Here is a 25474-nt window from a genome sequence, read left to right as displayed (position 1 = left end):
AATGCCATGGGATTGATGTCTGTCGATGGGCTGTCTATAGACCTCGACGAGGTGAGCGTGAACAAGGTGCATTTCGATGCCGGCTATTCGCAGGTCTGCCAGGCTGGGATCAGCATCCGCGATGCCGACTACAGCGCAGTGACAATCCAGATACAGACCCGCATCAGTAGCAAGTCGGGATTACGTCGAAACGACTATTGACACTGCCCCCTGTTGCGAACGTGCTTGACCAGCACCTTCTCCAACAACTCCCACATCGCCGGATCCGCACTGAACGCCACGTTGAAGCGCATCCACCCGGTGGCCTTGGCATCGACCATGAATAGCTGCCCGGGCCCGAGCATGATGCCTTTCTCCAACGCATCGTCCAGCAGCGCGGCGCTGTCGGGGATCGCCGGGTGGCGGGTCCAGATGTACATCCCCTCGTCCGATTCGATGAACAGCTCGAAGCCCAGCCGGTGCAAATGCCGGCCGACTTCCTGATGCGCCTCGGCCAGGCGCTGGCGCAGGCGCTTGAGGTGCTTGCGCCAGCGACCATCGATGATCGCGGCGTACACCACCCGCTCCATCACCTGCGAGGTGGTCAGGCCCGAGCGCATCTTCAGGTGCAGCAGTTGCTGGGTCAGCTCGGGGTTGGCCAGCAGGTAGCCGACCCGCACGTTGGGCGAGATGCTCTTGGAATAGCTGCCGACGTACACCACCTGCTGCAGGTGGTCGAGGCTGGCCAGGCAGGGTAGCGGGTCGGCGATCATGTCGGCGTAGAGGTTGTTCTCCACCAGGCGGAAACCATGCTGGCTGGCCAGTTGCAGCAAGCGGTGCAACTGCGCCAGCGGGGTGCGCGAGCAGGTCGGGCTGTGCAGGTGCGGCTGGGTGAAGAACGCCGTGGGTCGGTGGTGGGCCAACAGGCGCTCGAGCTGGTCGAGGTCGTAGCCCGCCGGGGTGCGCGGCACGCCCACCAGGGTGGCGCCCTGGGTGCGCAGGATGCTCATCAGGTTGGGGTAGCCGGGGTCGTCCACCAGCACCACGTCGCCGGGGCGTACCAGGGTGCGCACGGCCAGGTCCAGGGCCTGGCTGGCGCCGTGGGTGAGCATCAGCTGCGCCGGGTTGGCGACGATCGACAGTTCCTGCTGCAGGTTCTGCGCGGTCAGTGCGCGCAGCTCCGGCAGGCCCAGGGGGTCGCCGTAGCCGGACAGCTCAAGCGGGCTGCCTGCCACCTGGCGCAGGCCACGACGCAGGCCTTCCTCGTACATCCAGTCGTTGGGCAGCCAGCCGCAACCCGGCTTGAACGGCAACTGGCGGATCTCGAAGATCTGCTGCAGGTACCACTCGGAATTGAAGGTGGGGCGGCTGGTGTCGACCTCGACGTTGTGCTTGTCCAGCAGCTCGTTCGCCGCACGATTGACGAAGAACCCCGCATTGCCCTTGCTCACCAGCAGGCCTTGGGCCACCAGCCGGTCGTAGGCCTCGACCACGGTGAAGGTGCTCACCGAGTAGGTCGAGGCAAACGCCCGGATCGACGGGACCTTCGCCCCCGGCTTGAGCGTCTGGTCGTCGATCAGCGCGCGCAGCCCGTCGATGATCTGGTTGACCAGCGGGGTGGAGGAGTCCGGATGGAGCTGGAGCATTCGGGGGCCTTCAGGTGTGCGCGGCGACAGGCGCCTGCAGGGGTATCGCGGGTGTATTGCATCGGCGGCCTGTACAGTGCAGTGCGTTTTTCATGCCGCTGTGCATGGCTCTATGTGTTCGACATTTTTACATTACGTGTCAGATATAGCCAACACAGCACGTACCAGCGCCATGAATAATCACAACATCGCTGCTTTGCCGTCGGGGTTTGCCCCGCACCTTCCTTTCGCCTGGCCGGGCGCTTCTTGCCCGTCCCCAGCATGGTTCAGTTCGTCCAGAGGATTGCCTCTGGTCGCGTAAGCAGGCCGCCACGGATGGCCTGCGTGTGCTCCGCACACCTCCCTGCCCGCAGTAGCACTGATGTACAGGTGAGACCGATAACCATCGGGGTTTCACAGTTTTTCCTTGGATAAAAAGAAGCACGGGGTAAATAACTGATGGACGCAACATCCACATCCACCACCGCGAAGGATGGGCACGAGAGCAAGCTCAGTGCCTCGCTCAAGTCGCGCCACCTGACGATGATGTCCATCGCCGGGGTGATCGGCGGCGCCTTGTTCGTCGGTTCCGGCAGCGTGATCCACAGCGCCGGCCCGGCTGCTGTGCTGGCATACCTTGCCGGCGGCATCCTGGTGGTGCTGATCATGCGCATGCTCGGTGAGATGGCGACCTCCTCGCCGGACACCGGCTCGTTCTCCACCTACGCCGACCGCGCCATCGGCCGCTGGGCCGGCTTCACCATCGGCTGGCTGTACTGGTGGTACTGGGTGATCCTCATGGCCTGGGAGGCCTATGTCGCGGGCAAGATCCTGCACGGTTTCTTCCCCGACGTGAGCGTCAACGTGTTCGTGCTGGCCACCACGCTGGTGCTGATCACCGTCAACTTCTTCAACGTCAAGCACTACGGCGAGTTCGAGTTCTGGTTCGCGTTGATCAAGGTGGTGGCAATCGTCTGCTTCCTGGTGGTGTGTACCGCCGCGGTGATGAACATCTGGCAGTTCGGTGAAGTGCGCGGCATCACCCACCTGACCGCCGAAGGTTTCATGCCCAACGGCATCACCACGGTGATCGGGGCCTTGCTGGGGGTGATGTTCGCCTTCCTCGGCGCCGAGATCGTCACCATCGCCGCCTCCGAGGCGAAGGATCCGGCCACCCAGATCGTCAAGGCGACCAACTCGGTGGTGTGGCGGGTGTGCCTGTTCTATGTCGGCTCGATCTTCCTGATCGTCTGCCTGGTGCCGTGGAACGACCCGCAGCTGGGCGTCTCCGGCTATGGCGCCTACCGCCGTACCCTGGAACTGCTGGGCGTGCCGTATGCCGAGCTGCTGATGAACTTCGTGGTGCTGACCTCGGTGAGCAGCTGCCTGATCTCCGGCCACTACACCGCTTCGCGCATGCTGTTCTCCCTGGCCCAGCGTGGCGACGCGCCGCGCCTGTTCAAGTTCACCCGCACCGGTACCGGCGTCCCGGTGAACGCGATCATCGGCTCGTGCCTGGTGGCGGTGTTCTGCGCGCTGATCAACTTCAGCGAGACCCTGCGGCCGAAGGACGTGCTGGAAACCCTGATGAACACCACCGGCATGATCGCCCTGCTGGTGTACCTGGTGATCGCCTTCTCGCAGCTGCGCATGCGTCGCAAGCTGATCGCCGAGGGCAAGGAAGTGCGCCTGAAGATGTGGCTGTTCCCGTGGCTGACCTACCTGGTGATCCTGTTCATCGTGGCGGCCCTGGTGACCATGGCCTTCATGCCTGACTACCAGATCCTGGTGATCTCCACCGGCATCGCCGCGGCGATCGTGGTGGCCATGGGCGTGGTGCACCAGATCCGTAGCGCCAAGCGTCACTGATTGCGCTAGTGCCTCTGTCAACGGCCGGTCTCCTTTGAGGGATCGGCCGTTTTTGTTTGTGGGCAAAGCCTTGTTTGCCAGTCAGATCATCCTTACGTTGCAGCATGCCAACATGGCTTATGCTGCACACAATTGCCCCACGAGGAGTCGCCCATGGCCTGGTCCGCCACCCAGTATTCGTTGTTCGAAGACGAACGCACCCGCGCCGTGCGCGATCTGCTGGCCGCCGTGCCGGCGCGCCCGGTGCGTCACGCCACGGACCTGGGCTGCGGTCCGGGTAACTCCACCGAGGTGTTGCTGCAGCGCTGCCCCGATGCCCAGGTCCTGGCCCTGGACAGCGATCCAGACATGATCGACAAGGCCCGGCAACGGCCACGGCTGAGCATTCCGCGGGTGCGCTGCGAGATTGGCGAGATTGCCAGCTGGACGGCCCACGAGCCTCAGGACCTGATCCTTGCCAACGCGTCGCTGCAGTGGGTGCCGGACCACGCCAGCCTCTACCCGCACCTGGTGCGGCAACTGAGCGAGGGCGCCAGCCTGGCCGTGCAGACGCCCGACAACCTCGATGAGCCGGCGCACCGGCAACTGCGCGAGATTGCCAGCCAGGGGCCCTGGGCCGGGAAGTTCGCCGATTTCAGCCTGCCGCTGCGGCACAATGCCGGTTTCTACTACGACCTGCTCAGCCCGCTGTGCGCGCGGGTGGATGTGTGGCGCACCACCTACCACCACCCGCTGGTTGGTGGTGCCGAGGCGGTGGTGGAGTGGTTCAAGGGCTCGGCGTTGCGGCCTTACCTGGCGCGGCTGGATGAGCAGGAACAGGCGAGTTTCCTGCAGCTTTACTTGCAGGCCATGCAGCGTGATTACCCGCCGGCCAGTGATGGCAGGGTATTGTTGCCGTTCCCGCGGTTATTCGTGGTGGCGACGCGCTAGGCGCCAGATCACGCAGGCGTAGACGCCGAGGTTGAGCAGCAGTACGACGGTGCCCAGCCACAGTTGGATCTGTGGGGTCAGGCCGGCGGGGTAGATGACCGGCCAGATGTAGTGTTCGACGAAACCGCCGTGGTAGCCGGCGTCGCCGGCGGCATTGCGCAGGTGGTTTTCCCAGTCGGTCAGGGGGCACTCCAGGTGCAGGCCTTCCACGGCCAGGCCCCAGGCGAGGGCGGGGAGATGGATCAGCAGGGCGCGGCGGCGCCAGAGCACCAACAGGCCGCCGAACAGGACCAGCAGGATGAACGAGAGGTGGAACAGGACCAGGGTGTCGGCGGCCAGGCGGTAGAACATGGTGGGTGGGGCCTTGCTGTTGGAGATGGGTTAGTTTGTCATGGTTTTTTGTTTCTGAGTTTGGGCGATGATTGTTTTTATAGTTGTATGCGCATTCTTTTGCGATGTCGACGCTTATTCACCTTTCCGCCCTTACGTGAACTGACCCCCGAAAGTTGGACAGGGTACGCTATGGGTTCAGCGCTTGGGTCCGAAATTGTACCGGACTCAAGCCATTTAGTCTGAGACTGATGCGTTCTTGGTTGTAGTAAGCGATGTAATCCTCTAGCCCTGATGCCAGTTGTTCAACACTCTCAAACGATTCCAGATAAAAGAACTCGCTCTTGAGCGTGCCAAAAAAGCTTTCCATCGCGGCGTTGTCCAGGCAGTTTCCCTTTCGCGACATGCTCTGCTCGATATTCTTCCCGGCCAACATGTGCCGGTAAGCTGGCTGCTGATACTGCCAGCCTTGATCGGAGTGCAATATTGGTTTGTCATCTTGATTCAGCCGCTCGAAAGCTTGCTCCAGCATTGTCGAAACCATCCTGAACTCAGGGCGTCGGTTGATCTGATAAGCGAGGATCTCGCCGTTGTACAGGTCCATCACCGGCGAAAGAAATAGCTTCTGGCCCTTTACCTTGAACTCTGTCACGTCGGTTACCCATTTTTGATTAGGGGCCTGCGCCTTGAATTCACGCTTGAGCAAATCAGATGCAACAAGCCCCTCGGAGCCTCGATACGAGCGATATTTCTTCACTTTGACTAGCGATTTGAGGCCCATCAACTGCATCAGCCGCTGCACCTTCTTGTGATTGATCACCTCGGCATTGTGCCCAAGAACCGCAGTGATACGGCGGTAGCCATACCGCCCCTTATGCTGGTGATAGACCCTGTCGATGCGTTCCTTGAGGGCAGCATGCCTGTCGGTCTGCAACACTTTGCTTTGGTAGTAAAAGGTACTGCGTGCCAGGCCTGCAGCGCGCAACAGCAGAGCGAGTCGATGCTCACGCCTTAATCCTTGGACAGCTTGCGTTTTCTTGCCTGCGCAGTGCGTGGGTCCGCTTGGATCAAGGCATCGAGCTTTTTTAGATAGGCATTCTCCGCGCGCAGATATTCCAGCTCTTCGAGCATTTGCTCAGGCGTGAGCTCACGATCCGAAGGTGCAGAAGGTCCTGCGCTGGATTGCTTTGATGGCTTGCGGGGCATGTTTAACTCTCGGGCACGGTTCGGATGAAGGGCTTCTATTCCGCCTTCATCGTACAGCCTTTTCCATTGCCTGATGCTGCTCGGCCCACGGATATCAAACCTTACGCATGCTTGCTGAGCAGACAGCCCGTCTTGCTCGATGCATTGCAAAACCTTTAATTTGAACTGAGCATCGTAGTGACTGTACTTGGGAATCAAACCGGCTGCGCCGTGTTTCTCATAGCCCTTTACCCAGCGGCGCAGCAGCGAAGGGCTCAGCTCATGCTTCAGTGCCACTTCATGAACACTGCGGGCAGAAAGGCACTCTTCGATGAGTGCCTGCTTGAGCGCCAGGTTGTATTTCGTCATGGAACACCCTCCAAGGGATAAGGTGTCCAACTTTCGGGGGTCAGTTCAACGGCGGGTCACTTTTTGTCAAACGCGACAAAAAGTAACCAAAAAACGCTGCGCTCCATTCATCCGGCCCTCCGCTTCGCTCCGGGTTCCCTCACTCCGGCCTTGCTCCCGGGAGGACCGCGCTGCAGGGCCCATCCTGGGCCCCAGCGCTTGACGGGCATCCATGCCCGTCACCTCCCTCCGCAAGACCTCCGTTCGGCCTCCTGAAGTCGCGAAGTTACGGGCGGCGTCTGGACTGGCGTAGCTGTCGCTAGTTGGTTTTTAGTTAATCTCATGATCGTATCGCGGGGCAAGCCCGCTCCTACACGACAGTCGCTGTTATATAAATCCCTGTAGGAGCGGGCTTGTCCCGCGAAAGGGCCGGAATAACCAATACATAACTAATGGTCTCTAACTTCGCGCTTCTTGCTCTTGCTCTTGCTCTTGCTCTTGCTCTTGCTTCTAAGCGCGCAATAGCCCAGGCAACACCAATTGCGACTTCAGGAGGCCGAGCGGAGTTCTTGCGGAGGGAGGTGACGGCCATGGATGGCCGTCAAGCGCTGCGCCCCAGGATGGGGCGTTCAGCGCGGTCCTCCCGGGAGCAAGAACGGAGCGAGGGAACCCCGGAGCGCAGCGTAGGGGCCGGATGAACGGAGCGGAACGGTTTTGCCTACTTTTCCCTAGAGAAAAGTAGGTCGCCGTAAAGGCGAAAAGGTGACTAAATGTCGATATCGTCTACGAATGTGCATATAAAAACCAAAACAGTCACTATAGACCCAGACCCAGACCCAGCCCCAGCCCCAGCCCCCAGCCCTAAATCCCCTCCAAAACCATCTCCAAAAACGTAGCCACCACCCGCCGCGTCCTCTGCTCACTCAAACAAACCAACGTCTCAGTCAGATGCCGCCGACAATCCACAATCGGCAAAGCACAAACCCTCGCATCAGCCCCGAACTCCGCCGCCGAAACCACCCCAACGCCAATCCCCACCACCACCGCCTCCCGCGCCGCCTCCCGCCCCTCGACCTGGATCGCCGGCCGAATCCGCAACCCGGCCCGCTGCATTTCCTCCTCCAGCGTCTGCCGCGTCACCGACCCCGGCTCACGCAGCACCAACGGCGTGTCGTCCAGGTCCGCCAGGCTGATCTGCCCGCGGCTGGCCCACGGATGGTTGTGCGAAACGAACGCCACCATCGGGTCACGCCGCATCGGCACGCAGAACAACCGCTCGTCATCGACATCGCGCCCGAGCAGGGCCAGGTCCGCCTGGTAGCTGAACAGCCGGGCCAGCGACTCGTCGGTGTTGCCGGTCTCGATCTTCACCTGGATCCCCGGATAGCGCTGGCAGAACCGGGCGATCTGCGGCAGCACGTGCACCGGCGCGTCCACCGCCAGGGTCAGGCTGCCGGTGTGCAGGGCGCGGGAGTCCTGCAGCAGCTCCACGGCCTCGGCCTCGCAGGCGAACAGGCGCTGGGTCACGCCCAGCAGGCGCTCGCCAAGGTCGGTCAGTTGCACAGAACGCTTGTTGCGCTGGAACAGCAGCACGCCGAAGCGCTCCTCGAGCTTGCGCACCTGATCGGACACCGCCGGCTGGGTCAAAAACAGCTTCTGCGCCGCACGGGTGAAGCTGCCCTGTTCGGCGACTGCATGAAAGGCCTTGAGTTGAGCATGGGAGACCGACATCGAACACTCCGCTTACAAGCTGGGCTTATGTGTGAAATACGATAAATCGATTTTATTTATCAATCAGCAGCTGTTTCCATGTGTTTCAACCCGACCACGCCGCCACGAGCGGCGCCATGTCGGCCATGGCGACACCACCGCCATCTGACCAGGTGACGTCCCTCCGTCACGCAGTGCGCAACACAACAACAAGACAGGCGTTTCTTCACATTCTGCCGGCACACTCAAGCAAGAGGTCAGAGTCAATGAATCAATCCCTGGGCGCCATCAAGCGCTGGCGCGTGCAGATCTTCGCAATCACCTGGCTGGCCTATGCCGCCTTCTACTTCACCCGCAAGGCCTTCTCGGTGGCCAAGCTCGGCATCGGCGAGGATCCGAATTTCATGCTCGACAAGGCCGCCATGGCCAACCTCGACGCGATCTACCTGGCCGCCTACGCCGTGGGCCAGTTCACCTGGGGCATGCTCGCCGACCGTTTTGGCCCCCGCGTGGTGGTGCTGGGCGGGTTGCTGATCTCGGCGGCCGCCGCAGTGGTGATGGGCAGCTACGCGACCTTCCCGATCTTCGCCAGCTGCATGCTGATCCAGGGGCTGGCGCAGTCCACAGGCTGGGCGGGGCTGTGCAAGAACATCGGCAGTTTCTTCCCCGCCTCCCAGCGCGGACGGGTGCTGGGACTGTGGAGTTCGTGCTACGCCTTCGGTGGCCTGGTGGCCTCGCCGTTCGCCGGCTGGTGGGCCTACACCCTGGTCGGCACCTGGCATGCGGCGTTCTTCTCCAGCGCCGTGGTGGTGGCCGCGGTAGCGGTGCTGTTCTTCATTTTTCAGCGCAACAAGCCCGAGGACGTCGGCCTGCCGGCGGTGGAGCCCGAGCCGCAGAGTATGGCGCCGGGGGCGAACCTGTGCAGCGTCTGGGCACCGTTGCGCGAGATCCTGCGTAACCGCACGGTGCTGACCCTGGGCCTGGCCTACTTCATGCTCAAACCGGCGCGCTACGCCATCCTGCTATGGGGCCCGGTGATCGTCTTCGAGCAAATGCCGTCGGTGGGCAAGGTCGGCGCGGCGATCATCCCCACGGCCTTCGAACTGGCCGGGCTGCTCGGGCCGATCCTCATCGGCCTGGCCTCGGACAAGCTGTTCGGCGCCCGGCGCATGCCGGCCTGCGTGATCAGCCTGGTGCTGCTGACCCTGACCCTGGCCGGCTTCATGGCGGCGATGCACAGCGGCAGCGTGCTGCTGGTGGTGGCCCTGCTGTTCGTGATGGGCCTGACCCTGTACGGCCCGGACTCGATGATCAGCGGCGCCGCGGCCATCGACTTCGGCACGGCCAAGGCCGGCGCCACCGCGGCCGGTTTCGTCAACGGCTGCGGCTCGGTGGGTGCGGTGCTCGGCGGCCTGCTGCCTGGCTACTTCGACAGCGTCACGGTGTTCATCGTCTTCGCCGGCACCGCGCTGTTCTCCGCCCTGGTGCTGCTGCCGCACTGGAACAGCCGACCAGCGACCGCCGTGCAGGCCAATGACGTGGCACCCAATACCAGCATGGCGATCAAGCCACTGCGTACTTAAAGGAAAGCGAGTAGATGAGACCCTTCTGGCTGCAACAGGCCCTGGACCAGGAAGACGAGGCGCTGTGCCCGCCGCTCGCCGGTGACGTGCGCTGCGACGTGTGCATCGTCGGTGGTGGCTACACCGGTCTGTGGACCGCGCTGATGATCAAGGAACAGGCGCCGCAGCTGGAGGTGTTGCTGCTCGAGGCGGATATCTGCGGCGCCGGGGCCAGCGGGCGCAACGGAGGTTGCGCGCTGTCCTGGTCGGCCAAGTACTTTACCCTCGAGCGATTGTTCGGGGTGGCCGAGGCGGTGCGCCTGGTGCGCGAGTCCGAGCGCAGCATCGGCGCAATCGGCGAGTTCTGCGCGGCCAACGGCATCCGCTGCGACTACCGCATGGACGGCACGCTCTATACCGCCACCAACCAGGCCCAGCTCGGTGGCACCGATGCGGTGATCGCCGCGCTGGAGCAGCAGGGTATCAATTCGTTCCAGCGCCTGGCGCTGGAGCAGGTGCAGCGCCTGGCCGGCTCCGAACGGCACCTGGAGGGCTGGTACTCGCCGGCCGCGGCCACGGTGCAGCCGGGGCGGCTGGTGCGCGGCCTGCGCCGGGTGGCCTTGCAGCGCGGCGTGCGCATCCACGAGGGCACGGCGATGACCGGCCTGGAGCACGGCGCGCCGGTGCAGGTGCGTACCCGCGCCGGCACCGTCCGCGCCGACCGCGTGGTGCTGGGCCTCAATGCCTGGATGGCGCGGGCCTTCCCGCAGTTCGAACGCAGCGTGGCGATCGTCTCCAGCGACATGGTGATCACCGAGCCGTGCCCCGAGCTGCTGCGCCGGATCGGCCTGGACAGCGGCGTCAGCGTGCTCGACTCGCGGATCTTCGTGCACTACTACCACAACACTTCCGATGGCCGGCTGATGCTCGGCAAGGGCGGCAATACCTTCGCCTACGGCGGGCGCATGCTGCCGGTGTTCGACCAGCCTTCGCCGTACCAGCCACTGCTGCGCGAGAGCCTGGGCGAGTTCTTCCCGGCGCTGGCCGAGGTGCCGCTGGCGGCGAGCTGGAACGGGCCGTCGGACCGTTCGGTGACCGGGCTGCCGTTCTTCGGTCGGCTCGATGGGCAGGGCAATGTGTTCTATGGCTTCGGCTACTCCGGCAGCGGGGTGGGGCCGTGCCACATGGGCGGGCAGATCCTGTCGTCGCTGGCCTTGGGTCTGGACAACGCCTGGACCCGCTCGCCGCTGGTCAAGGGGCCGCTGGGACAGTTCCCGCCGGAGCCGGTGCGCTACCTGGGGTCGCTGCTGGTGCGCAACGCCATCCGCCGCAAGGAGCGCGCCGAGGACCGCGGCGTGCGACCGCGCAGGCTGGACGTGCGCCTGGCGAAGTTCGCGGCGGCGGCGGGGAAGGCGGACAAGGGCTGACCCGCTCTCACGCGGGATACGCGATTTCTTGTCGAACCCGGTGCGCAGGGCGTATAAACTCTCCCCACTTTAAGGCCGGTCGCTTCCTGAACCGGCCGCTGAAACAAAGAGAGTCGATATGGGCGCACAGTGGAAAGCCAAACATAGAGAAACAGCGGCCAATGCCAAAGGCAAGGTCATGGGCAAGCTGTCCAAGGAAATCCAGATCGCGGCCAAGTCGGGTGCCGACCCGGACATGAACCCGCGCCTGCGCCTGGCGATCATCCAGGCCAAGAAAGCCTCGATGACCCGTGAGACCCTGGAGCGCGCGATCAAGAAGGGCGCAGGCCTGGACGGCGAGGCCGTGCAGTACCATGCGGTCAGCTATGAAGGCTTCGCCCCGCACCAGGTGCCGCTGATCGTCGAGTGCCTGACCGACAACATCAACCGTACCGTGGCCCAGATTCGCGTGCTGTTCCGCAAGGGTCAACTGGGCGCCAGCGGTTCGGTGGCCTGGGACTTCAACCATGTCGGCCTGATCGAGGCCACCCCGGAAGGTGATGCCGACCCGGAAATGGCGGCCATCGAAGCCGGTGCCCAGGACTTCGAGGCCGGCGAGGAAGAGGGTTCGACCCTGTTCATCACCGACACCACCGACCTGGACGCCGTGCAGAAAGCCCTGCCGGAGCAGGGCTTCACCGTGACGTCGGCGAAGATCGGCTACACCCCGAAAAACCCGGTGAGCGCCGCCAGCCTGAGCGCCGAGGCCCTGGCCGAGGTCGAGGCGTTCCTCGAGGCGATCGACGAGAACGATGACGTGCAGAACGTCTATGTCGGCCTGACTGACTGAGCCGAGCGTCATCCTCGCGGGGCAAGCCCACTCCCAGCATATCTTTGGGAGCAGGCTTGCCCCGCGATCATTTCCGGACCTGTGCCATGCCCCCCACCTTCGCCTCCCTCAGCCTCGCCCACCTTCGTACCCTCGACTGCCTCCTGCAACTGAAGAACCTCAGCCACGCCGCTGAGCGTCTGGGCTGCAGCCAATCGGCCCTGAGCCGCCAGCTGGCCAGCCTGCGCGAGGCCTTCGACGACCCGCTGCTGGTGCGTCAGGGCCGCGGCTATGTGCTCAGCGAACACGCCGAGGCGCTGGTCGAGCCGTTGCGCCAGGTGCTGGAGGAGCTCAACGCCCTGCGCCAGCCCGCGGCGTTCGACCCGGCGCGCTGCGAGCGGCGCTTTTGCCTGGCGGCCTCCGACTACGTGGCCGAACACATGCTGCCGCAGCTGGTGAAGGTGCTGGAGCAGGAGGCGCCGGGGGTGTCGCTGGAGTACCGCACCTGGCAGGCCGGGCAGTACGCCTTGCTCGCCAGCGGCGAGATCGACCTGGCCACCACGCTGTTCGACGAGTCGCCGCCCAACCTGCATGGCCGGTTGCTGGGCGAGGACCGGGCGGTGTGCCTGATGCGCCATGACCATCCGCTGAGCGTCCGCGCCGAGCTGAGCCAGGACGACTACCTGGCCTTCAAGCACGTGCGGGTGTCCGGGGGCGGCGACAAGGACAGCTTCATCGACCGTCATCTGCGCGCCCAGGGGCTGCAGCGGCGCATCAGCCTGGAGGTGCCGTTCTTCAGCGCCATGGTCCAGGTGCTTGGTAATGGCCAGGCCCTGGCCACGGTGCCCGAGCACATCGCCCGGCAACTGGCGCGGCTGCATGGCCTGAGCTGGCGGCCGATGGGCTTCATTGACCACACCCAGCGCTACTGGGTGGTATGGCACCAGCGCCTGCAGGCCTCGGCCGAGCACCGCTGGTTGCGCAACCGGGTGTTCGAGGTGTGGCGCCAGTCGCAGTTCGGCGTGCAGGGTGGGCATGCGCCTTCGCCATAGCAGCTATGCGCGAAGCGGGGTTATTCGCGGGCCGGCAGGCGCCTAGACTGCGGGCATTGTGTTGCCTGTGCCGGCCTCATCGCGGGGCAAGCCCGCTCCTACAGGATTGCGCGGTCCCTGTAGGAGCGGGCTTGTCCCGCGAAAGGGCCTGCACAGGCAGCGGACAATCCACAGGAGAGCCCCCGTGACCCCAGAACAATTCCGCCAGTACGGCCACCAACTGATCGACCTGATCGCCGACTACCGCCAGACCGTCGGCGAGCGTCCGGTCATGGCCCAGGTCCAGCCGGGCTACCTCAAGGCCGCGTTGCCCGAGGGCGCGCCGCAGCAGGGTGAGCCGTTCGAAGCCATCCTCGCCGACGTCGACAAGCTGGTGATGCCCGGCCTGTCCCACTGGCAGCACCCGGACTTCTACGGCTACTTCCCCTCCAACGGCACCCTGTCGTCGGTGCTCGGCGACTTCCTCAGCACCGGCCTGGGCGTGCTCGGCCTGTCGTGGCAGTCCAGCCCGGCCCTGAGCGAGCTGGAGGAAACCACCCTCGACTGGCTGCGCCAGCTGCTGGGCCTGAGCGGGCAGTGGAGTGGGGTGATCCAGGACACCGCCTCGACCAGCACCCTGGTGGCGCTGATCAGCGCCCGCGAGCGCGCCACCGACCACGCCCAGGTACACGGCGGCCTGCAGGCCCAGGCCAAACCGTTGATCGTCTACGTCAGTGCCCACGCCCACAGCTCGGTGGACAAGGCCGCGCTACTGGCCGGATTCGGCCGCGACAACATCCGCCTGATCCCCACCGACGCGCGCTACGCCATGCGTCCTGAAGCGCTGCGCGACGCCATCGAGCAGGACCTGGCCGCCGGCAACCAGCCCTGCGCCGTGGTCGCCACCACCGGCACCACCACCACTACCGCGCTGGACCCGCTGCGGCCGATCGGCGAGATCGCCCAGGCCAAGCAGCTGTGGCTGCACGTGGACTCGGCCATGGCCGGCTCGGCGATGATCCTTCCTGAGTGCCGCTGGATGTGGGACGGCATCGAGCTGGCCGACTCGGTGGTGGTCAACGCCCACAAATGGCTGGGCGTGGCCTTCGACTGCTCGATCTACTACGTGCGCGATCCGCAGCACCTGATCCGGGTGATGAGCACCAACCCCAGCTACCTGCAGTCGGCGGTCGATGGCGAGGTAAAGAACCTGCGCGACTGGGGCATCCCCCTGGGTCGCCGGTTCCGTGCGCTGAAACTGTGGTTCATGCTGCGTAGCGAAGGGGTCGAGGCCCTGCAGCAACGCCTGCGTCGCGACCTTGAGAACGCGCAGTGGCTGGCCGGGCAGGTCGAGGCGTCGCCGCAGTGGGAGGTGCTGGCGCCGGTGCAATTGCAGACCCTGTGCATCCGTCATCGCCCGACGGGCCTCGAGGGCGAGGCGCTGGATGCCCACACCCGCGCCTGGGCCGAGCGCCTCAACGCCTCAGGCGATGCCTACGTGACCCCGGCGACCCTCGACGGGCGCTGGATGGTGCGGGTTTCGGTAGGGGCGCTGCCGACCGAGCGCAGGGATGTCGAGCGTTTGTGGCAGAGTTTGCAGTCGGTCGTAAACGCGTGAACTAGTGTCCTGTCTCGGATATAAGCTGTTCACCTTTGGCGGCATCTTGGGCGCCCGGCCGGCGTTGCCACTCCTCGCCATAGCCCTGCTATGACTCGTCGCGGCGCCTTGGCCGAATACCCAAGCCACTCGCCAAAAGAGAACGTATTTCCGAGGCAGGACACTTGCACTCAACTATCTTTGAGTACAGTTGGCAATTGGCTCAAGCAGTCTTGCGCCGGTTGGCGTCGATGGCAATAAGCTCGGTATGTTTGCTTTGTTCGGAAACGAGTGCTTCCCCCCGTTTGAGCTTGATGAAGTTACGTGCTGACTCTGCAGCTAGCAGACCAAACGACGGAAGGGTGAAAATGGCGAGTGGGAGAAGCTTGATAGTAAAACTGGTTAGCCAGAAAGGCAGGATGGCAAGCATCGCGAAAAAAACGTAACCCCCCATATACAGCAGTTTTCGCCAGCGTCGGCTGGAAGGTATCTGGTATTTTTTTCTAAAGCTGATTCGATCTCTTTTGTCGTCGTACTCTACAAAGCGGTAGGCGAGTGTATAATCCTTTATGCATCGGTCGGCGTTGCTCAGCTGTAGTAAGTATGTGATATCAGCAATGTTCATGCTGTCTGTGCCCGCAATGGCGTATAAGCCACGGTCTTTGGCTAAATTGTGAAGGTTTTTATCGTCCAAGTCTTTCAGGAATTCCCGGGCAAACCGGTAATCTTCCTTCAGGCGCGATTTGTTGCTTGTTGCCAAGTCGCGTACGATCTTGTAGGTCGTAAATAAGAGACTCACGAATCCTACGGCGGTGCCGATTAAAATTGCAATCGTTTTTATATTTTCGATGTCCATAGGGTAGCCCCGGGTGCTCTAGTTGTTTGGGGTGACGCCGCATCGTCCTCACGGAGATCAATCTGGATGCTGCTTAAAGCTTTTCCGATGATGGCCGATAATCCTTGGATCTACTGCGCCTGCAGGGTGAGTGGAATTACGCCGGAGGGCCGATAATGCCGCATCGAGGCAAGCAGCTCAAGGCCCGTTCAATCAATAAGGGAAAGTGGATAAGTAAGCGCCATGGATGAAGCATTAGAACTATTTTTCCGTGATCCGAAATTGACGGAACTCTGCGATGTCCTCAGGACCGGCGAGGACATCCTCGACGTGATTTCCTTGAGCGAGAATCAGCATTCCGATCTGCTGGCATGGTTGTTGGATCCTCGGGAAGGCCATGGCCAGGGTGACATGGTGATACGCGACTTGCTGCTAGGCGCTCAGGAGACTGCCGAAAATGCCTGGCCTTGGCTGGACGGTAGAAGCACGACGGCAAAGTTCTTCGAAGATTGGCCTCCGTCGCGTATTCGCACCGCAAACTTTGGCTCGGTATTTATCGCCCGTGAATTGGGGATGAGCGCAGCGGATCGTGTCGATCTGTTCGTTATCGACCCGGTTAACAATTTTGTATTGTTGATCGAGAACAAATCTCAAGCCACGCATACTTCGGAACAGCTTGAACGTTATCGGTCCAGCTGGAATAACCTGGTGGCGCGCACGCCTCACCTCAAGGACTACAGGAATGTCTTCATCGCGCTAGACCGAGAGTACGATGCCGAGGGTTTCGGTCGCCGGCCGTACCAGGGTTTTTGGCTCTATCTGGGTTATGGATGGCTAAAGGGGGCGGCGAATAGGGCCTTGCTGCAGTTTGAAAGAGGTAACGAGGCGGCCCGAATGGTCGTGAGTTATTGCAACCGGCAAACCGATTGGCAAAGTCCGGCGTTCACCAAGGCACTGACTATCGTTACCGCCCTTCAGGAGGAACATGGCGCCAGCATTCGACATTTGCTGGACATGTCAGCGGGCCGAATCGAGCGATACTGGCTTGAAAGCCGCTGCAGCGCTGAAATCATGTTCATGTTGCAGAACAAGTCCATTCTGTCACTGTTGCGTGAAACGCGCGGTATGGCCGCAGTAAAGGAAATCCTTGTCGCCAGGGTAGACGCCGTCCAGCGTGACAAGATCCGGGTCGGCAGGACAAACCTGTGGCTATGCCCCAGCGGCGCGGCGAGGTTCATTGCCGATGATTGCTGGCCCGTATTTCTCGAGATCAAATGCGTCGATGCCGGGCGCTCGAAGTATTCCGCCGCACTGGTATTCGAGACCGAATACATTGCCTTGGCCACCGAGATTGAATTACGCGAGCGTTTGCAGCGGTTCGACGAAAAGTTCTCGACACATTCCCACTGTGGCAGACGCAAGGTGATTCTGGACACGGAACTGTCGATCGCCGAACTGGTCGCCAAGGTCGCCAGTGTTTCCGAGCAGTTGAGGGATGCTCTGCACGCCTGATGGCGGCCTCAATGCCATGTCGACCCGGTCGGCATGGCGCTATGCTGACTGCTGCGACCAGCCTTTGAAATGTTTCGTCTATCACGTTCAGATAGTGCCTCTATTAGACCTCTGCCCAGGCTCGGCTAGTCTTTCTGCTGGTTCCGCGAAAAGCCGGTGCACAGGCGTGCCCGGCCACAACTGATGAGGAGTGGCGCGCTTTCGGGCGCACCTGTTCCAACACCTGGCAGCGAAAATACAAGAACGCCCGGAAATCTGAATTGAACCGACCCGAAAGGTAGAAGCAGATGGCGAACGAATCGAAATGCCCGTTCCATCAGACCGCCGGTGGCGGCACCAGCAACCGTGACTGGTGGCCTGACCAGCTCAACCTGAAGATCCTCCACCAGCACTCCAGCAAGTCCGACCCCATGGACCCGGACTTCGACTACGCCAAGGCGTTCAAGAGCCTTGACTTCAAGGCCCTGAAAAATGACCTGAGCGCCTTGATGACCGATTCACAGGACTGGTGGCCGGCCGACTTCGGCCACTATGGCCCGCTGTTCATTCGCATGGCCTGGCACAGCGCCGGCACCTACCGTATCGGCGACGGCCGTGGCGGCGCCGGCTCCGGCCAGCAGCGCTTCGCCCCGCTCAACAGCTGGCCGGACAACGTCAGCCTGGACAAGGCCCGGCGCCTGCTGTGGCCGATCAAGCAGAAGTACGGCAACAAGATCTCCTGGGCCGACCTGATCGTGCTCACCGGCAACGTCGCCCTCGAGTCCATGGGTTTCAAGACCTTCGGCTTCTCCGGTGGTCGCGCCGATGTGTGGGAACCCGACGAAGACGTGTACTGGGGTTCGGAGAAGGTCTGGCTGGGCGGTGATACCCGCTACGGCAAGGCCGAGGCCCCGGGCAAGGGCGACCTGGTGGCCGAGCCGGCCAAGCGCCCGGAAGAACAGGGGCGCGACCTGGCGGGCGAGCGCAACCTGGAGAACCCACTGGCCGCCGTGCAGATGGGCCTGATCTATGTGAACCCGGAAGGCCCGGAGGGCAACCCCGATCCGGTCGCCTCGGGCAAGGACATCCGCGAGACCTTTGGCCGCATGGCCATGAACGATGAAGAGACCGTGGCGCTGATCGCCGGTGGCCACGCCTTCGGCAAGACCCACGGTGCCGGCCCCGCCGACAATGTCGGCGCCGAGCCAGAAGCCGCGGGCCTGGAGCAGCAAGGCTTTGGCTGGCACAACAAATTCGGTACCGGCAAGGGCGGCGATACCATCACCAGTGGCCTGGAAGTGATCTGGACCTCGACTCCGACGAAGTGGAGCAACGAGTACCTCAACAACCTGTTCAACTTCGAGTGGGAGCTGACCAAGAGCCCGGCCGGTGCCCACCAGTGGCGGCCGAAGGACGGCAAGGGTGCAGGGACCGTGCCCGATGCCCACGATCCCGGCAAGACGCACGCGCCGTCGATGCTCACCTCCGACCTGGCGCTGCGTTTCGACCCCATCTACGAACCCATCGCCCGGCGTTTCAAGGATAACCCCGACCAGCTCGCCGACGCTTTCGCCCGCGCCTGGTACAAGCTGATCCACCGCGACATGGGCCCGCTGGCGCGCTACCTCGGGCCGGAAATGCCCAACGAGGAGCTGCTGTGGCAGGACCCGCTGCCCAAGGCCGGCCCTCAGCCGAGCGACGCCGATATCGCCGCGCTCAAGGCCAAGGTGCTGGCTTCGGGGCTGAGTGTCCCTGAACTGGTTTCCGCCGCCTGGGCCTCGGCCTCGACCTTCCGCGGTTCCGACAAGCGCGGTGGCGCCAACGGCGCGCGGTTGCGCCTGGCTCCGCAGAACGGCTGGACGGCGAACCAGGGCCTGGACAAGGTGCTGACGGAACTGGAGAAAATCCGCAGCGAGGGCGGTAACAAGATCTCCCTGGCCGACCTGATCGTGCTGGCCGGCAGCGCGGCGGTGGAGAAGGCGGCCAAGGATGCCGGGCACAACATCAGCGTGCCTTTCCATCCGGGGCGCGTGGATGCCTCGCAGGAGCAGACCGATGTCGAGTCGTTCGCCGTGCTCGAGCCGCTGGCCGACGGTTTCCGTAACTTCAGCAAGGCCCGCTACAGCGTCAAGGCCGAGAAGCTGCTGCTGGACAAGGCCCAGTTGCTGACCCTCACCGCCCCGGAGCTTACCGTGCTGATCGGCGGCCTGCGGGTGCTCGGCGCCAACCATGGCGGCAGCAAGGACGGCGTGTTCACCGACAAGGTCGGCGTGCTCAGCAACGACTTCTTCCGCAACCTGCTGGACATGGGCGTGGAGTGGAAACCGACCTCGGCGGACAACGAGGCGTTCGAAGGCCGTGACCGCAAGACCGGTCAGGTGAAATGGACTGCCAGCCGGGTCGACCTGGTGTTCGGCTCCCATGCGCAACTGCGTGCCTTGAGTGAGGTGTATGGCAGCAGTGACGCCAAGGACAAGTTCGTCAAGGACTTCGTGGCGGCGTGGGTGAAAGTCATGGAGCTGGACAGGTTCGACCTGGCCTGAGGAAAAGCGTGGGAGATGTTCGTGGGAGCGGGCTTGCCCCGCGATGATGGCCTGAACGGTTGATGGCCCATCGCGGGGCAAGCCCGCTCCCACGAGAAGCCGCAGGACAATCAGCTACAGGTCCTGCGACACCCCAGGCTGGTCGCTGCCTGGGGTGTCCTCATGCAATGAGGCCTGCGAGGTTTCCGGCAAGGCCAACCCACCCACCAATGCCAGCAAGGCAATCACCACCAGGTAGAACGCCGGTGCCAGGCGGCTGCCGCTCTGTTCGATCAGCCAGGTCGCCACCAGCGGCGCGGTGCCGCCGAACAGGGTGTAGGCGACGTTGTAGGTGATCGCCGAGGCCGTGTAGCGGCTGCGGGTGGGGAAGCATTCCGACAGTAGCGCGGCGGTGACCACGCCGCTCATCAGGGCGCCGATGGCCAGCAGGATCACCCCCAGCAATGCCCCCGACAGCGAACCGGAACTGGCCAGCCAGTAGGCGGGGAACACCGCGAGCATCACCCACAGGCAGGTGAAGCCGATGGTCCGGCGCCGGCCGACGCGGTCGCTGAAGGCACCCGCCAGCGGACAGCCGGCAGCGGCGAACAGCAGGGCCACGGTCGAGACCAGCAGCGCCTGGGCGCGACTGAGGTGGCCGACTGTCTGCAGGTAGGTGGCGAAGTAGGTGGTGAACATGTAGAACGACAACGCGGTCAGCGAGATGAACGCCCCCAGGTTGCGGATGGTGCGGCCGTGGTGGCGCAGGGTATCGCCCAGCGGCGAGTGCGCGTGTGCCTTGCCTTCGGCCAGCGCCTGGCGAAACGCCGGGGTCTCTTCCATGCGCCAGCGCAGGTACAGGCCCACCAGGCCCAGGGGCGCGGCCACCAGGAACGGCACGCGCCAGCCCCAGGCATTCATCGCCTCGGGCGTAAGGCTTGCCTCCAGGCCGTAGGCGATGACCGCCGCGCAGGCGAAGGCGCTGAATGTCGAGACCGGCACGAAGCTGCCGTAGAACGCCCGCCGACCTCGTGGCGCGTGCTCCATCAGGTAGGCGCATGCACCGGCATACTCACCACCTGCGGAAAACCCCTGCAGGCAGCGGGCGAGGGTGAGCAGTACCGGGGCCAGCACGCCGATGCTGGCGTAGGTCGGCAGCAGGCCGATCAGGGTGGTGGAACCGGCCATCAGCAGGATGGTCACCGACAGGATGCGCTTGCGTCCGAGCCGGTCGCCCAACGCACCGAACACAATACCGCCGAGCGGGCGCAGGGCGAAGGCCACGGCGAACACGGCGAAGGTCTTGAGCAGGGCGACACTGGCGTCTTCGCTGGCGAAGAACTGGCTGGCGATCAGCGTGGCGAGAAAACCGTAGACGGCGAAGTCGAACCATTCGACGAAATTGCCGATGGCCGAGGCGGCGATCACCCGCCGCAAGGTGGCGGGCGGGACCTCATGGGGGGTGGACATGGATGCTCTCCGTTGCGCTGGGCAGACTGGGCGGATGCGGCGCGCTCGGGGTGCGCCGTCGTTGTTCTCGGACCAGTAGACAAGCGGCAAGAGGTGGAGGCTTTGTCGTAGACGACATCGGGTTATCCGTTACGACCACACCTGGGGCACAACGGCCGGAGCACTTGCATCGGTTCTCGCCCGGAAGATCGAGGAAAGGGCCGTTCAGGGGGCGCGAGCGCTCTAGGGTGGCGAATTGCGGATACCTGATGGGTTTGGCTGGTGGCACTTTGATGGTAATTTGGCGGGCAATCAATTTCTGGTCTGCCTGACAGGTTTCTGGCGGGTGGCCACCTACTCATGGAAAGAGGTCGACATGGCATCGGTTCCCCATCAATTGATTCTGTTTGGCCCACCGGGCACCAGCAAGAGCCATCGCGCCCGAAAGTACAAGGCTCGTGAGCTGGGTGCCGACGACCAGAACATCATCCCTGTCACCTTTCATCCTGAGTACAGCTATGGCGAGTTCGTCGCCCGGGTGCTTCCCCTGACTAACGCTGACCATCGGATCGAGTACAGGGTGCATGCCGGCCCGCTGATCCAGGCACTGACGCGTGCGTATGCCGAGTTGGAAAAAGAAACGCCCGGGAAGGTGTTGTTGTTGATCGACGAGATCAACCGGGGCAACTGCGCTGAGATCTTCGGCGATATCTTCCAATTGCTGGACAGGGACGATGAGGGATGGTCGAGCTATTCGACCACCGTGTCCGAGGTGATCTGCTCGGCATTGAAGGCCTCAATGGGCGCCGCCACTACCACGCAAAGCAATCTGCAGCAGAAACTGCGCGAGGAGCTGGAGCACAACCGGCTCATGTTGCCGCCGAACCTGCATATGATCGGCACCATGAACACCAGTGACGAGTCGATCTTCTTCATGGACTCGGCATTCAAGCGCCGCTGGCATTTCGAGTTTTGTCGTGTGCATCTGGGCAAGTCGCCCGATGAGCGTATCCAGGCCGATGCCTTGATTCCGTCGGCCGACCCCGTTCGCTGGGAGGCATTTCTCGAGGCGTTGAATGACTATATCCGCAAGACCTGCACGGCCCCCCAACTGGATGACAAGCTGGTCGGGCCATGGTTCATCAAGGCGCGCCCGCCCCGCAAAGGCAAGGTACACGAGCTTCAGGACGCAGATGCCTGGAACAGGCTGCGATCACTTGCCAACAGAGTCACGGAGCCTGGGGCCGGAGGTGATAACAGTGCGTCGTTCGAAAACAACGTCTTGGCATTCACCAGAAACTGCAGCAAGGCGACGCAGGACAGGATCCTGAAACTGGCCGGCTACGATGAGGGCGCCACGCGCAAGTTCAAGTCCATTCTTTCCGAAGGCACCGGCGCCTATCCGTACTACCTGACCAAGGCGGAAGCTGGTAGTAAAGGGCTTACCATCCTGAAGTTCCTGGAGGCGTTGCAGGAGCTGGAGGCGGAAGTCGATGAGCCTTGTATTCAGCGAGCCGATATCGCCGGCAAGTTGTGCCTCTACCTTTGGGACAATGTCTACGCGCGCGACAAGACGCCTCTTGCGGAGTTGGTCGGCATGAATCGACAGACGTTGCGCACGTTCGACCAGTTCGTTGATCGGCTCGATACCTTCATCGGCAAACTGATGAAGCTTCCTTCAGCTGATGCCAAAGGCGAGGAGTCTTGAGCCAGGATGCTATGCGAAGCGCTTGAAATCGTCGAAGGCAAACAGGACATTGGTCTGTTCCTGAGCGCCGAAGGACGCCCTCTGCTCAAGGTGCCTCACGGTCTCGACTGCAGCGGGTTGTCACCTACCGCAGTCTTTTCGCTGCTTTACCGCATGTTTGCCGTGTTTCGCCGCACCGGGCATGGCGAGCGCATCATGGCGGCCAGGGATGGCGTGGAGCGGCATGGCAAAGGTGGTGCGCAGGCAGCGGGCAAGGGAGCGGGGTTTGTCGACATGCTGGCATTCGACGAGCTGTTCGATGAGGTGGACCCTCGCAGCATAGTGTCCTTGCATGCGCATCCTGGCATGACGTCTGCTCAGGACGTCCAGCGACTCGACCGGCACCTGTCCCGTGCGCTCTTCGACGAAGGCGACATCCCGTATCTGGACCGGGTACCAGGCATGCGTCGGACAATGGGCCTGGGCAAACAGGCAATCGTGGGGCTCTATTGTTTTCTGGCGCGGGACTTCTACCAGCACCTGCTGCAGGTGGATCTTCAGTGCGCCTGGGGCAGTTTCTTCCGTGATGGAATAGCCCTGGCGGAAGACTTCCAGCACCGCTACCTGGCGACGGACGACTCGCTCTACCTGGGTGATGCGGAGCAGATCAAGCACTGCCGCGAGCGGCTCAGCCACTTGTTGTGGCGCATCGACCGCCAGGCCACGCCAAGGGATGCCACCTACTGCCGGTTGCATGATGCCCTGGCGCGATACCTGCAGGGTGCGAGCAGCGTGGAGCAGGCTCCTGGCCTGGTTTGGGGCGTACAAGGATTCTGGGCGGTATGGGAGTCGATGTGCCTGTGCCATGCCTTGGCCGAAAATGCCGACACCACCGTCCACAACTGTGACTTCGAGCATCTGCCCCGCGGGGTTTGCGGTCCCAGGGACATGGCGCGCTGGCAAGGGGCGCAGCGCTTGGTGTTCTCGCGCAATCATCTGCATCGGCGCCCCGACCTGGTGGTGAACGCTGGCGAGCGGTGGCGTGTGGTCGACTTCAAGTATTACCCGCAACCCCTTTGGCAGCGGCCGAAGGAGAAGGAGGACGAGCCACCGACCAAGGAAGAACGGGATTTCACCAACCTGGAAATCTACGCTTTGCTGCTGCGCTGCCATCTATCCGCGACGGCGGCGGGCGAACCGCCCATTGCCCTGGAAATGTGGCTGCCGGGTCGTGCCTTTGAGGTGCATGCACTGGAGGCGACCCCAGCCTGGGACCCGCCGTTGTCCGTGCACTTGCTGCAAACCAGGGTCTTGCTGGAGCGCTACGCGAATCTTTACCAGTCGATGGCGCTGCGCAGCGAGGCCGCTGCGTTCAACCGTAGATCTCCCGCTCCAGTGCCTTGATCTGTTCGTGCAGGTCTTCGTTCACCGGGGCAGGTATGCCCTGGGCGTGGCTGATGGATTCGGACTCGAACTCATGGAGTTCGAAAAAGTCGTACATGTATTTGCCCATGGGGGTGAGCAGGTCGTAGTGAAATAAGGTGCTCCGTCCGACCAGGTGAACGTTTATGGTGAGATGCTTGTAGGCATCGGTCAGGTTCGGGTGAGCAATGCGGTAATAATCCGGGTTGAATAGTAGGCTCTTGTGCATTCTGGGGATGCGCAGCAATGCCGGGTCAATGAAGTCCAGTCGTGCGCGTTTGACCTTTCTGTTGCATTTGGCGCAGGCCACCGCCAGGTTCGGCAGGTCGAAGATGCAATGATTGAACTGGCTCTTTGGCAATACATGCTCTATATCCAGCACCATGTTGTACTCGCCGCCAATGGGTCGCTGGCAATAACAGCAGCGCTCGCCTTGCTCACGGCGCTTGTGCGCCTTGAGCCGTTGCTTGATCGGTGCTACATGGGCGGATTCCCAGATTTCTCTGGCTGAAGGGCGAGGTCTGGTGCCGACCTGTAGCGCCCTGGCGATACTCAGGTGCTCATCGATCGTGTAGGCGAATGTGGTCATGATACGAGCATCCTCGCCTTGCGAATCAGCTGCAGTTGCTTGCCGTCATGTGCGGCGGCGGCTTCCAATTCATCGAACTCACGGTGGAACAACTGTTCAGTCAGCATGCCCTGCTGCCGGCGGTGCAGCAGGGTGGTCATATGGTGGGACAGGAAAGCGCTGCGTGGCGTCAGCATCCTGAACACGTCCCATAGCACTTGCTCCATGCCTTCGTCACCACAGTCCAAGGGGCGGGGGGCATTGTCCTTGACGGCATAGGCCTGCCAGGGCATTTCGGCGTGGGGCGCGGTAGTGACCATGACCGGTGAGTGGGTTGCGATGACCACCCTGGGCCTGTGATAGTGAAAAAGATCGAACAGTCTCTTGATGTAGTCGCGCTGCCAACGTGGATGAAGACTGTTCTCCGGTTCGTCGATCAGGATTGCTGCATCTTTGTCGATGTGGGAAGCAATGAAGGCCAGGGTCGTGATCAACTGGATCTCACCAGAGCTCGCTTGCTCCATGGGGAATTGTTCGTTGCCCTTGTGCAGGAAGATTGCCGGCCAGTTGCGTAGTTCGTCCTTGTACAGATTGAGTGTCCAGGCACCTTCGTCCGAATACCGCGAGAGGCTCTCGGAAGACTGGCTGCTACTCAGGTCGAACCAGTCGATTCGAGCTTTGGCGTTCTCCTGGCAGATGCCCATGCGAGGCTGGTATCCCAGGCGCTCAAGTACCGTACCGATCAGGAAACGGGTATCGGAAGGTTCCTTGATCGACGCGATGACACGTTGCAGCGCGATCGAGAGGAAGGTTTGGCCATAGCGGCCACCCATGAAGAAGTAGCGTTTGCCCTTGTCACGGAACTTGTCGAATGGGCAGTTGGCAATGGCGATGACCGTGCGGTTCTTGCTGATGTAGGCCTCGGCAATATCCGCCAGGGCCTGGCTCTTGCCACTGCCGTTTTCGCCGATGAGGATCGAGAGGGGGCAATCGTAGTCGAAGTCGTGCAGTCGGGTACGCATGGAGAATCCTTTCCTGGGATCGGCAATCGGGGCCGTTCGCGAGCGGGCAGCATACGTTGAGTGATGGCTTTACGCCA

At 62.6% G+C, this 25474-nt stretch carries 20 protein-coding genes; 12 read left to right on the top strand and 8 right to left on the bottom strand.

The features are described 5' to 3' along the window. Nucleotides 1-57: 57 nt before the first annotated feature. On the top strand, nucleotides 58-201 hold the full coding sequence (locus HU751_RS22115) for a hypothetical protein (RefSeq protein ID WP_186734301.1): 144 nt from the start codon (nucleotides 58-60) through the stop codon (nucleotides 199-201). Here HU751_RS22115 and HU751_RS22110 read toward each other — a convergent pair. Next, on the bottom strand, nucleotides 195-1625 hold the full coding sequence (locus HU751_RS22110; RefSeq protein WP_186734302.1) for an aminotransferase-like domain-containing protein: 1431 nt from the start codon (nucleotides 1623-1625) through the stop codon (nucleotides 195-197). The genes HU751_RS22115 and HU751_RS22110 overlap by 7 nt on opposite strands. 438 nt (nucleotides 1626-2063) lie before the next feature. Here HU751_RS22110 and HU751_RS22105 point away from each other — a divergent pair, with 438 nt between their 5' ends. Both HU751_RS22105 and tam read left to right on the top strand, forming a co-directional pair. Next, nucleotides 2064-3473 carry an amino acid permease gene (locus HU751_RS22105; RefSeq protein WP_186734303.1) on the top strand — a complete coding sequence of 470 codons (1410 nt, stop codon included), beginning with the start codon at nucleotides 2064-2066 and terminating at the stop codon, nucleotides 3471-3473. 153 nt (nucleotides 3474-3626) lie between these two features. Then, entirely contained in the window at nucleotides 3627-4403 is a 777-nt protein-coding gene (tam, locus tag HU751_RS22100; RefSeq protein ID WP_186734304.1) for a trans-aconitate 2-methyltransferase, read from the top strand. Here tam and HU751_RS22095 read toward each other — a convergent pair. The 3 genes from HU751_RS22095 to HU751_RS22085 all read right to left on the bottom strand — a co-directional run bounded on the left by HU751_RS22095 (nucleotide 4380) and on the right by HU751_RS22085 (nucleotide 7997). Then, on the bottom strand, nucleotides 4380-4754 hold the full coding sequence (locus tag HU751_RS22095) for a DUF2784 domain-containing protein (protein WP_186734305.1): 375 nt from the start codon (nucleotides 4752-4754) through the stop codon (nucleotides 4380-4382). The genes tam and HU751_RS22095 overlap by 24 nt on opposite strands. Nucleotides 4755-4923: 169 nt before the next feature. Further along, nucleotides 4924-6287, bottom strand: a protein-coding gene (locus HU751_RS22090; protein ID WP_437181031.1) for an IS3 family transposase whose coding sequence is annotated in 2 segments (ribosomal slippage) — nucleotides 4924-5772 and nucleotides 5775-6287 — 1362 coding nt in all. Because the reading frame shifts where the segments join, the coding sequence is not laid out codon by codon here. Between the two features lie 840 nt (nucleotides 6288-7127). Beyond that, complete coding sequence (locus HU751_RS22085) at nucleotides 7128-7997, bottom strand: LysR substrate-binding domain-containing protein (protein WP_186733062.1); 870 nt, start codon at nucleotides 7995-7997, stop codon at nucleotides 7128-7130. A 245-nt stretch (nucleotides 7998-8242) separates the two neighbouring features. On the opposite strand from HU751_RS22085, the gene HU751_RS22080 reads away from it, so the two are divergent. From HU751_RS22080 to HU751_RS22060, 5 genes are all read left to right on the top strand, one after another. Beyond that, nucleotides 8243-9559 carry an MFS transporter gene (locus HU751_RS22080; protein ID WP_186733064.1) on the top strand — a complete coding sequence of 439 codons (1317 nt, stop codon included), beginning with the start codon at nucleotides 8243-8245 and terminating at the stop codon, nucleotides 9557-9559. 14 nt (nucleotides 9560-9573) lie between these two features. Continuing rightward, a complete protein-coding gene (locus HU751_RS22075; RefSeq protein ID WP_186733065.1) occupies nucleotides 9574-10965 on the top strand; it encodes an FAD-dependent oxidoreductase in 1392 nt (463 codons plus the stop codon). Between the two features lie 118 nt (nucleotides 10966-11083). Continuing rightward, nucleotides 11084-11794 (top strand): YebC/PmpR family DNA-binding transcriptional regulator, encoded by a 711-nt coding sequence (locus HU751_RS22070; RefSeq protein WP_186733067.1) that lies wholly within the window; start codon nucleotides 11084-11086, stop codon nucleotides 11792-11794. An 86-nt stretch (nucleotides 11795-11880) separates the two neighbouring features. Beyond that, nucleotides 11881-12825: a LysR family transcriptional regulator gene (locus HU751_RS22065; RefSeq protein ID WP_186733069.1), complete on the top strand. Its 945-nt coding sequence runs from the start codon at nucleotides 11881-11883 to the stop codon at nucleotides 12823-12825. Between the two features lie 184 nt (nucleotides 12826-13009). Beyond that, on the top strand, nucleotides 13010-14422 hold the full coding sequence (locus tag HU751_RS22060) for a DOPA decarboxylase (protein WP_186733071.1): 1413 nt from the start codon (nucleotides 13010-13012) through the stop codon (nucleotides 14420-14422). Between the two features lie 202 nt (nucleotides 14423-14624). Here HU751_RS22060 and HU751_RS22055 read toward each other — a convergent pair whose 3' ends face one another. Then, the gene (locus tag HU751_RS22055) at nucleotides 14625-15257 is read right to left on the bottom strand and encodes a hypothetical protein (protein ID WP_186733073.1); all 633 of its coding nucleotides are present in this window, start codon (nucleotides 15255-15257) and stop codon (nucleotides 14625-14627) included. 222 nt (nucleotides 15258-15479) lie between these two features. On the opposite strand from HU751_RS22055, the gene HU751_RS22050 reads away from it, so the two are divergent. Both HU751_RS22050 and katG read left to right on the top strand, forming a co-directional pair. After that, a complete protein-coding gene (locus HU751_RS22050; protein WP_186733074.1) occupies nucleotides 15480-16748 on the top strand; it encodes a PDDEXK-like family protein in 1269 nt (422 codons plus the stop codon). Between the two features lie 287 nt (nucleotides 16749-17035). Further along, the gene (katG, locus tag HU751_RS22045; RefSeq protein WP_186733076.1) at nucleotides 17036-19270 is read left to right on the top strand and encodes a catalase/peroxidase HPI; all 2235 of its coding nucleotides are present in this window, start codon (nucleotides 17036-17038) and stop codon (nucleotides 19268-19270) included. A gap of 114 nt (nucleotides 19271-19384) precedes the next feature. Here the strand turns inward: katG and HU751_RS22040 are convergent, their stop codons facing one another. Beyond that, nucleotides 19385-20719 carry an MFS transporter gene (locus tag HU751_RS22040; RefSeq protein ID WP_186733077.1) on the bottom strand — a complete coding sequence of 445 codons (1335 nt, stop codon included), beginning with the start codon at nucleotides 20717-20719 and terminating at the stop codon, nucleotides 19385-19387. A gap of 355 nt (nucleotides 20720-21074) precedes the next feature. Between HU751_RS22040 and HU751_RS22035 the strand changes: the two genes are divergently transcribed. Together HU751_RS22035 and HU751_RS22030 are read left to right on the top strand one after the other, a co-directional pair. Then, the gene (locus HU751_RS22035; protein WP_186733079.1) at nucleotides 21075-22406 is read left to right on the top strand and encodes an McrB family protein; all 1332 of its coding nucleotides are present in this window, start codon (nucleotides 21075-21077) and stop codon (nucleotides 22404-22406) included. Nucleotides 22407-22412: 6 nt separating this feature from the next. Beyond that, the gene (locus HU751_RS22030; RefSeq protein ID WP_186733081.1) at nucleotides 22413-23789 is read left to right on the top strand and encodes a hypothetical protein; all 1377 of its coding nucleotides are present in this window, start codon (nucleotides 22413-22415) and stop codon (nucleotides 23787-23789) included. On the opposite strand, the gene HU751_RS22025 is transcribed toward HU751_RS22030, so the two are convergent. Then, on the bottom strand, nucleotides 23758-24396 hold the full coding sequence (locus HU751_RS22025) for an HNH endonuclease (RefSeq protein WP_186733083.1): 639 nt from the start codon (nucleotides 24394-24396) through the stop codon (nucleotides 23758-23760). The genes HU751_RS22030 and HU751_RS22025 overlap by 32 nt on opposite strands. Next, complete coding sequence (locus HU751_RS22020) at nucleotides 24393-25397, bottom strand: AAA family ATPase (RefSeq protein WP_186733085.1); 1005 nt, start codon at nucleotides 25395-25397, stop codon at nucleotides 24393-24395. The genes HU751_RS22025 and HU751_RS22020 overlap by 4 nt, the downstream gene beginning before the upstream one ends. Between the last annotated feature and the right edge of the window lie 77 nt (nucleotides 25398-25474).

Source organism: Pseudomonas peradeniyensis, assembly GCF_014268935.2.
Classification (GTDB): domain Bacteria; phylum Pseudomonadota; class Gammaproteobacteria; order Pseudomonadales; family Pseudomonadaceae; genus Aquipseudomonas; species Aquipseudomonas peradeniyensis.
This window is presented reverse-complemented; position numbering and strand designations above follow the sequence as displayed.

Bases quoted from the DNA above. Each gene is read 5' to 3' on its own strand.
- HU751_RS22110 (WP_186734302.1), bottom strand. From the start codon at position 1,625: ATGCTCCAGCTCCATCCGGACTCCTCCACCCCGCTGGTCAACCAGATC.
- HU751_RS22105 (WP_186734303.1), top strand. From the start codon at position 2,064: ATGGACGCAACATCCACATCCACCACCGCGAAGGATGGGCACGAGAGC.
- tam (WP_186734304.1), top strand. From the start codon at position 3,627: ATGGCCTGGTCCGCCACCCAGTATTCGTTGTTCGAAGACGAACGCACC.
- HU751_RS22095 (WP_186734305.1), bottom strand. From the start codon at position 4,754: ATGTTCTACCGCCTGGCCGCCGACACCCTGGTCCTGTTCCACCTCTCG.
- HU751_RS22085 (WP_186733062.1), bottom strand. From the start codon at position 7,997: ATGTCGGTCTCCCATGCTCAACTCAAGGCCTTTCATGCAGTCGCCGAA.
- HU751_RS22080 (WP_186733064.1), top strand. From the start codon at position 8,243: ATGAATCAATCCCTGGGCGCCATCAAGCGCTGGCGCGTGCAGATCTTC.
- HU751_RS22075 (WP_186733065.1), top strand. From the start codon at position 9,574: ATGAGACCCTTCTGGCTGCAACAGGCCCTGGACCAGGAAGACGAGGCG.
- HU751_RS22070 (WP_186733067.1), top strand. From the start codon at position 11,084: ATGGGCGCACAGTGGAAAGCCAAACATAGAGAAACAGCGGCCAATGCC.
- HU751_RS22065 (WP_186733069.1), top strand. From the start codon at position 11,881: ATGCCCCCCACCTTCGCCTCCCTCAGCCTCGCCCACCTTCGTACCCTC.
- HU751_RS22055 (WP_186733073.1), bottom strand. From the start codon at position 15,257: ATGGACATCGAAAATATAAAAACGATTGCAATTTTAATCGGCACCGCC.
- HU751_RS22050 (WP_186733074.1), top strand. From the start codon at position 15,480: ATGGATGAAGCATTAGAACTATTTTTCCGTGATCCGAAATTGACGGAA.
- katG (WP_186733076.1), top strand. From the start codon at position 17,036: ATGGCGAACGAATCGAAATGCCCGTTCCATCAGACCGCCGGTGGCGGC.
- HU751_RS22040 (WP_186733077.1), bottom strand. From the start codon at position 20,719: ATGTCCACCCCCCATGAGGTCCCGCCCGCCACCTTGCGGCGGGTGATC.
- HU751_RS22035 (WP_186733079.1), top strand. From the start codon at position 21,075: ATGGCATCGGTTCCCCATCAATTGATTCTGTTTGGCCCACCGGGCACC.
- HU751_RS22030 (WP_186733081.1), top strand. From the start codon at position 22,413: ATGCTATGCGAAGCGCTTGAAATCGTCGAAGGCAAACAGGACATTGGT.
- HU751_RS22025 (WP_186733083.1), bottom strand. From the start codon at position 24,396: ATGACCACATTCGCCTACACGATCGATGAGCACCTGAGTATCGCCAGG.
- HU751_RS22020 (WP_186733085.1), bottom strand. From the start codon at position 25,397: ATGCGTACCCGACTGCACGACTTCGACTACGATTGCCCCCTCTCGATC.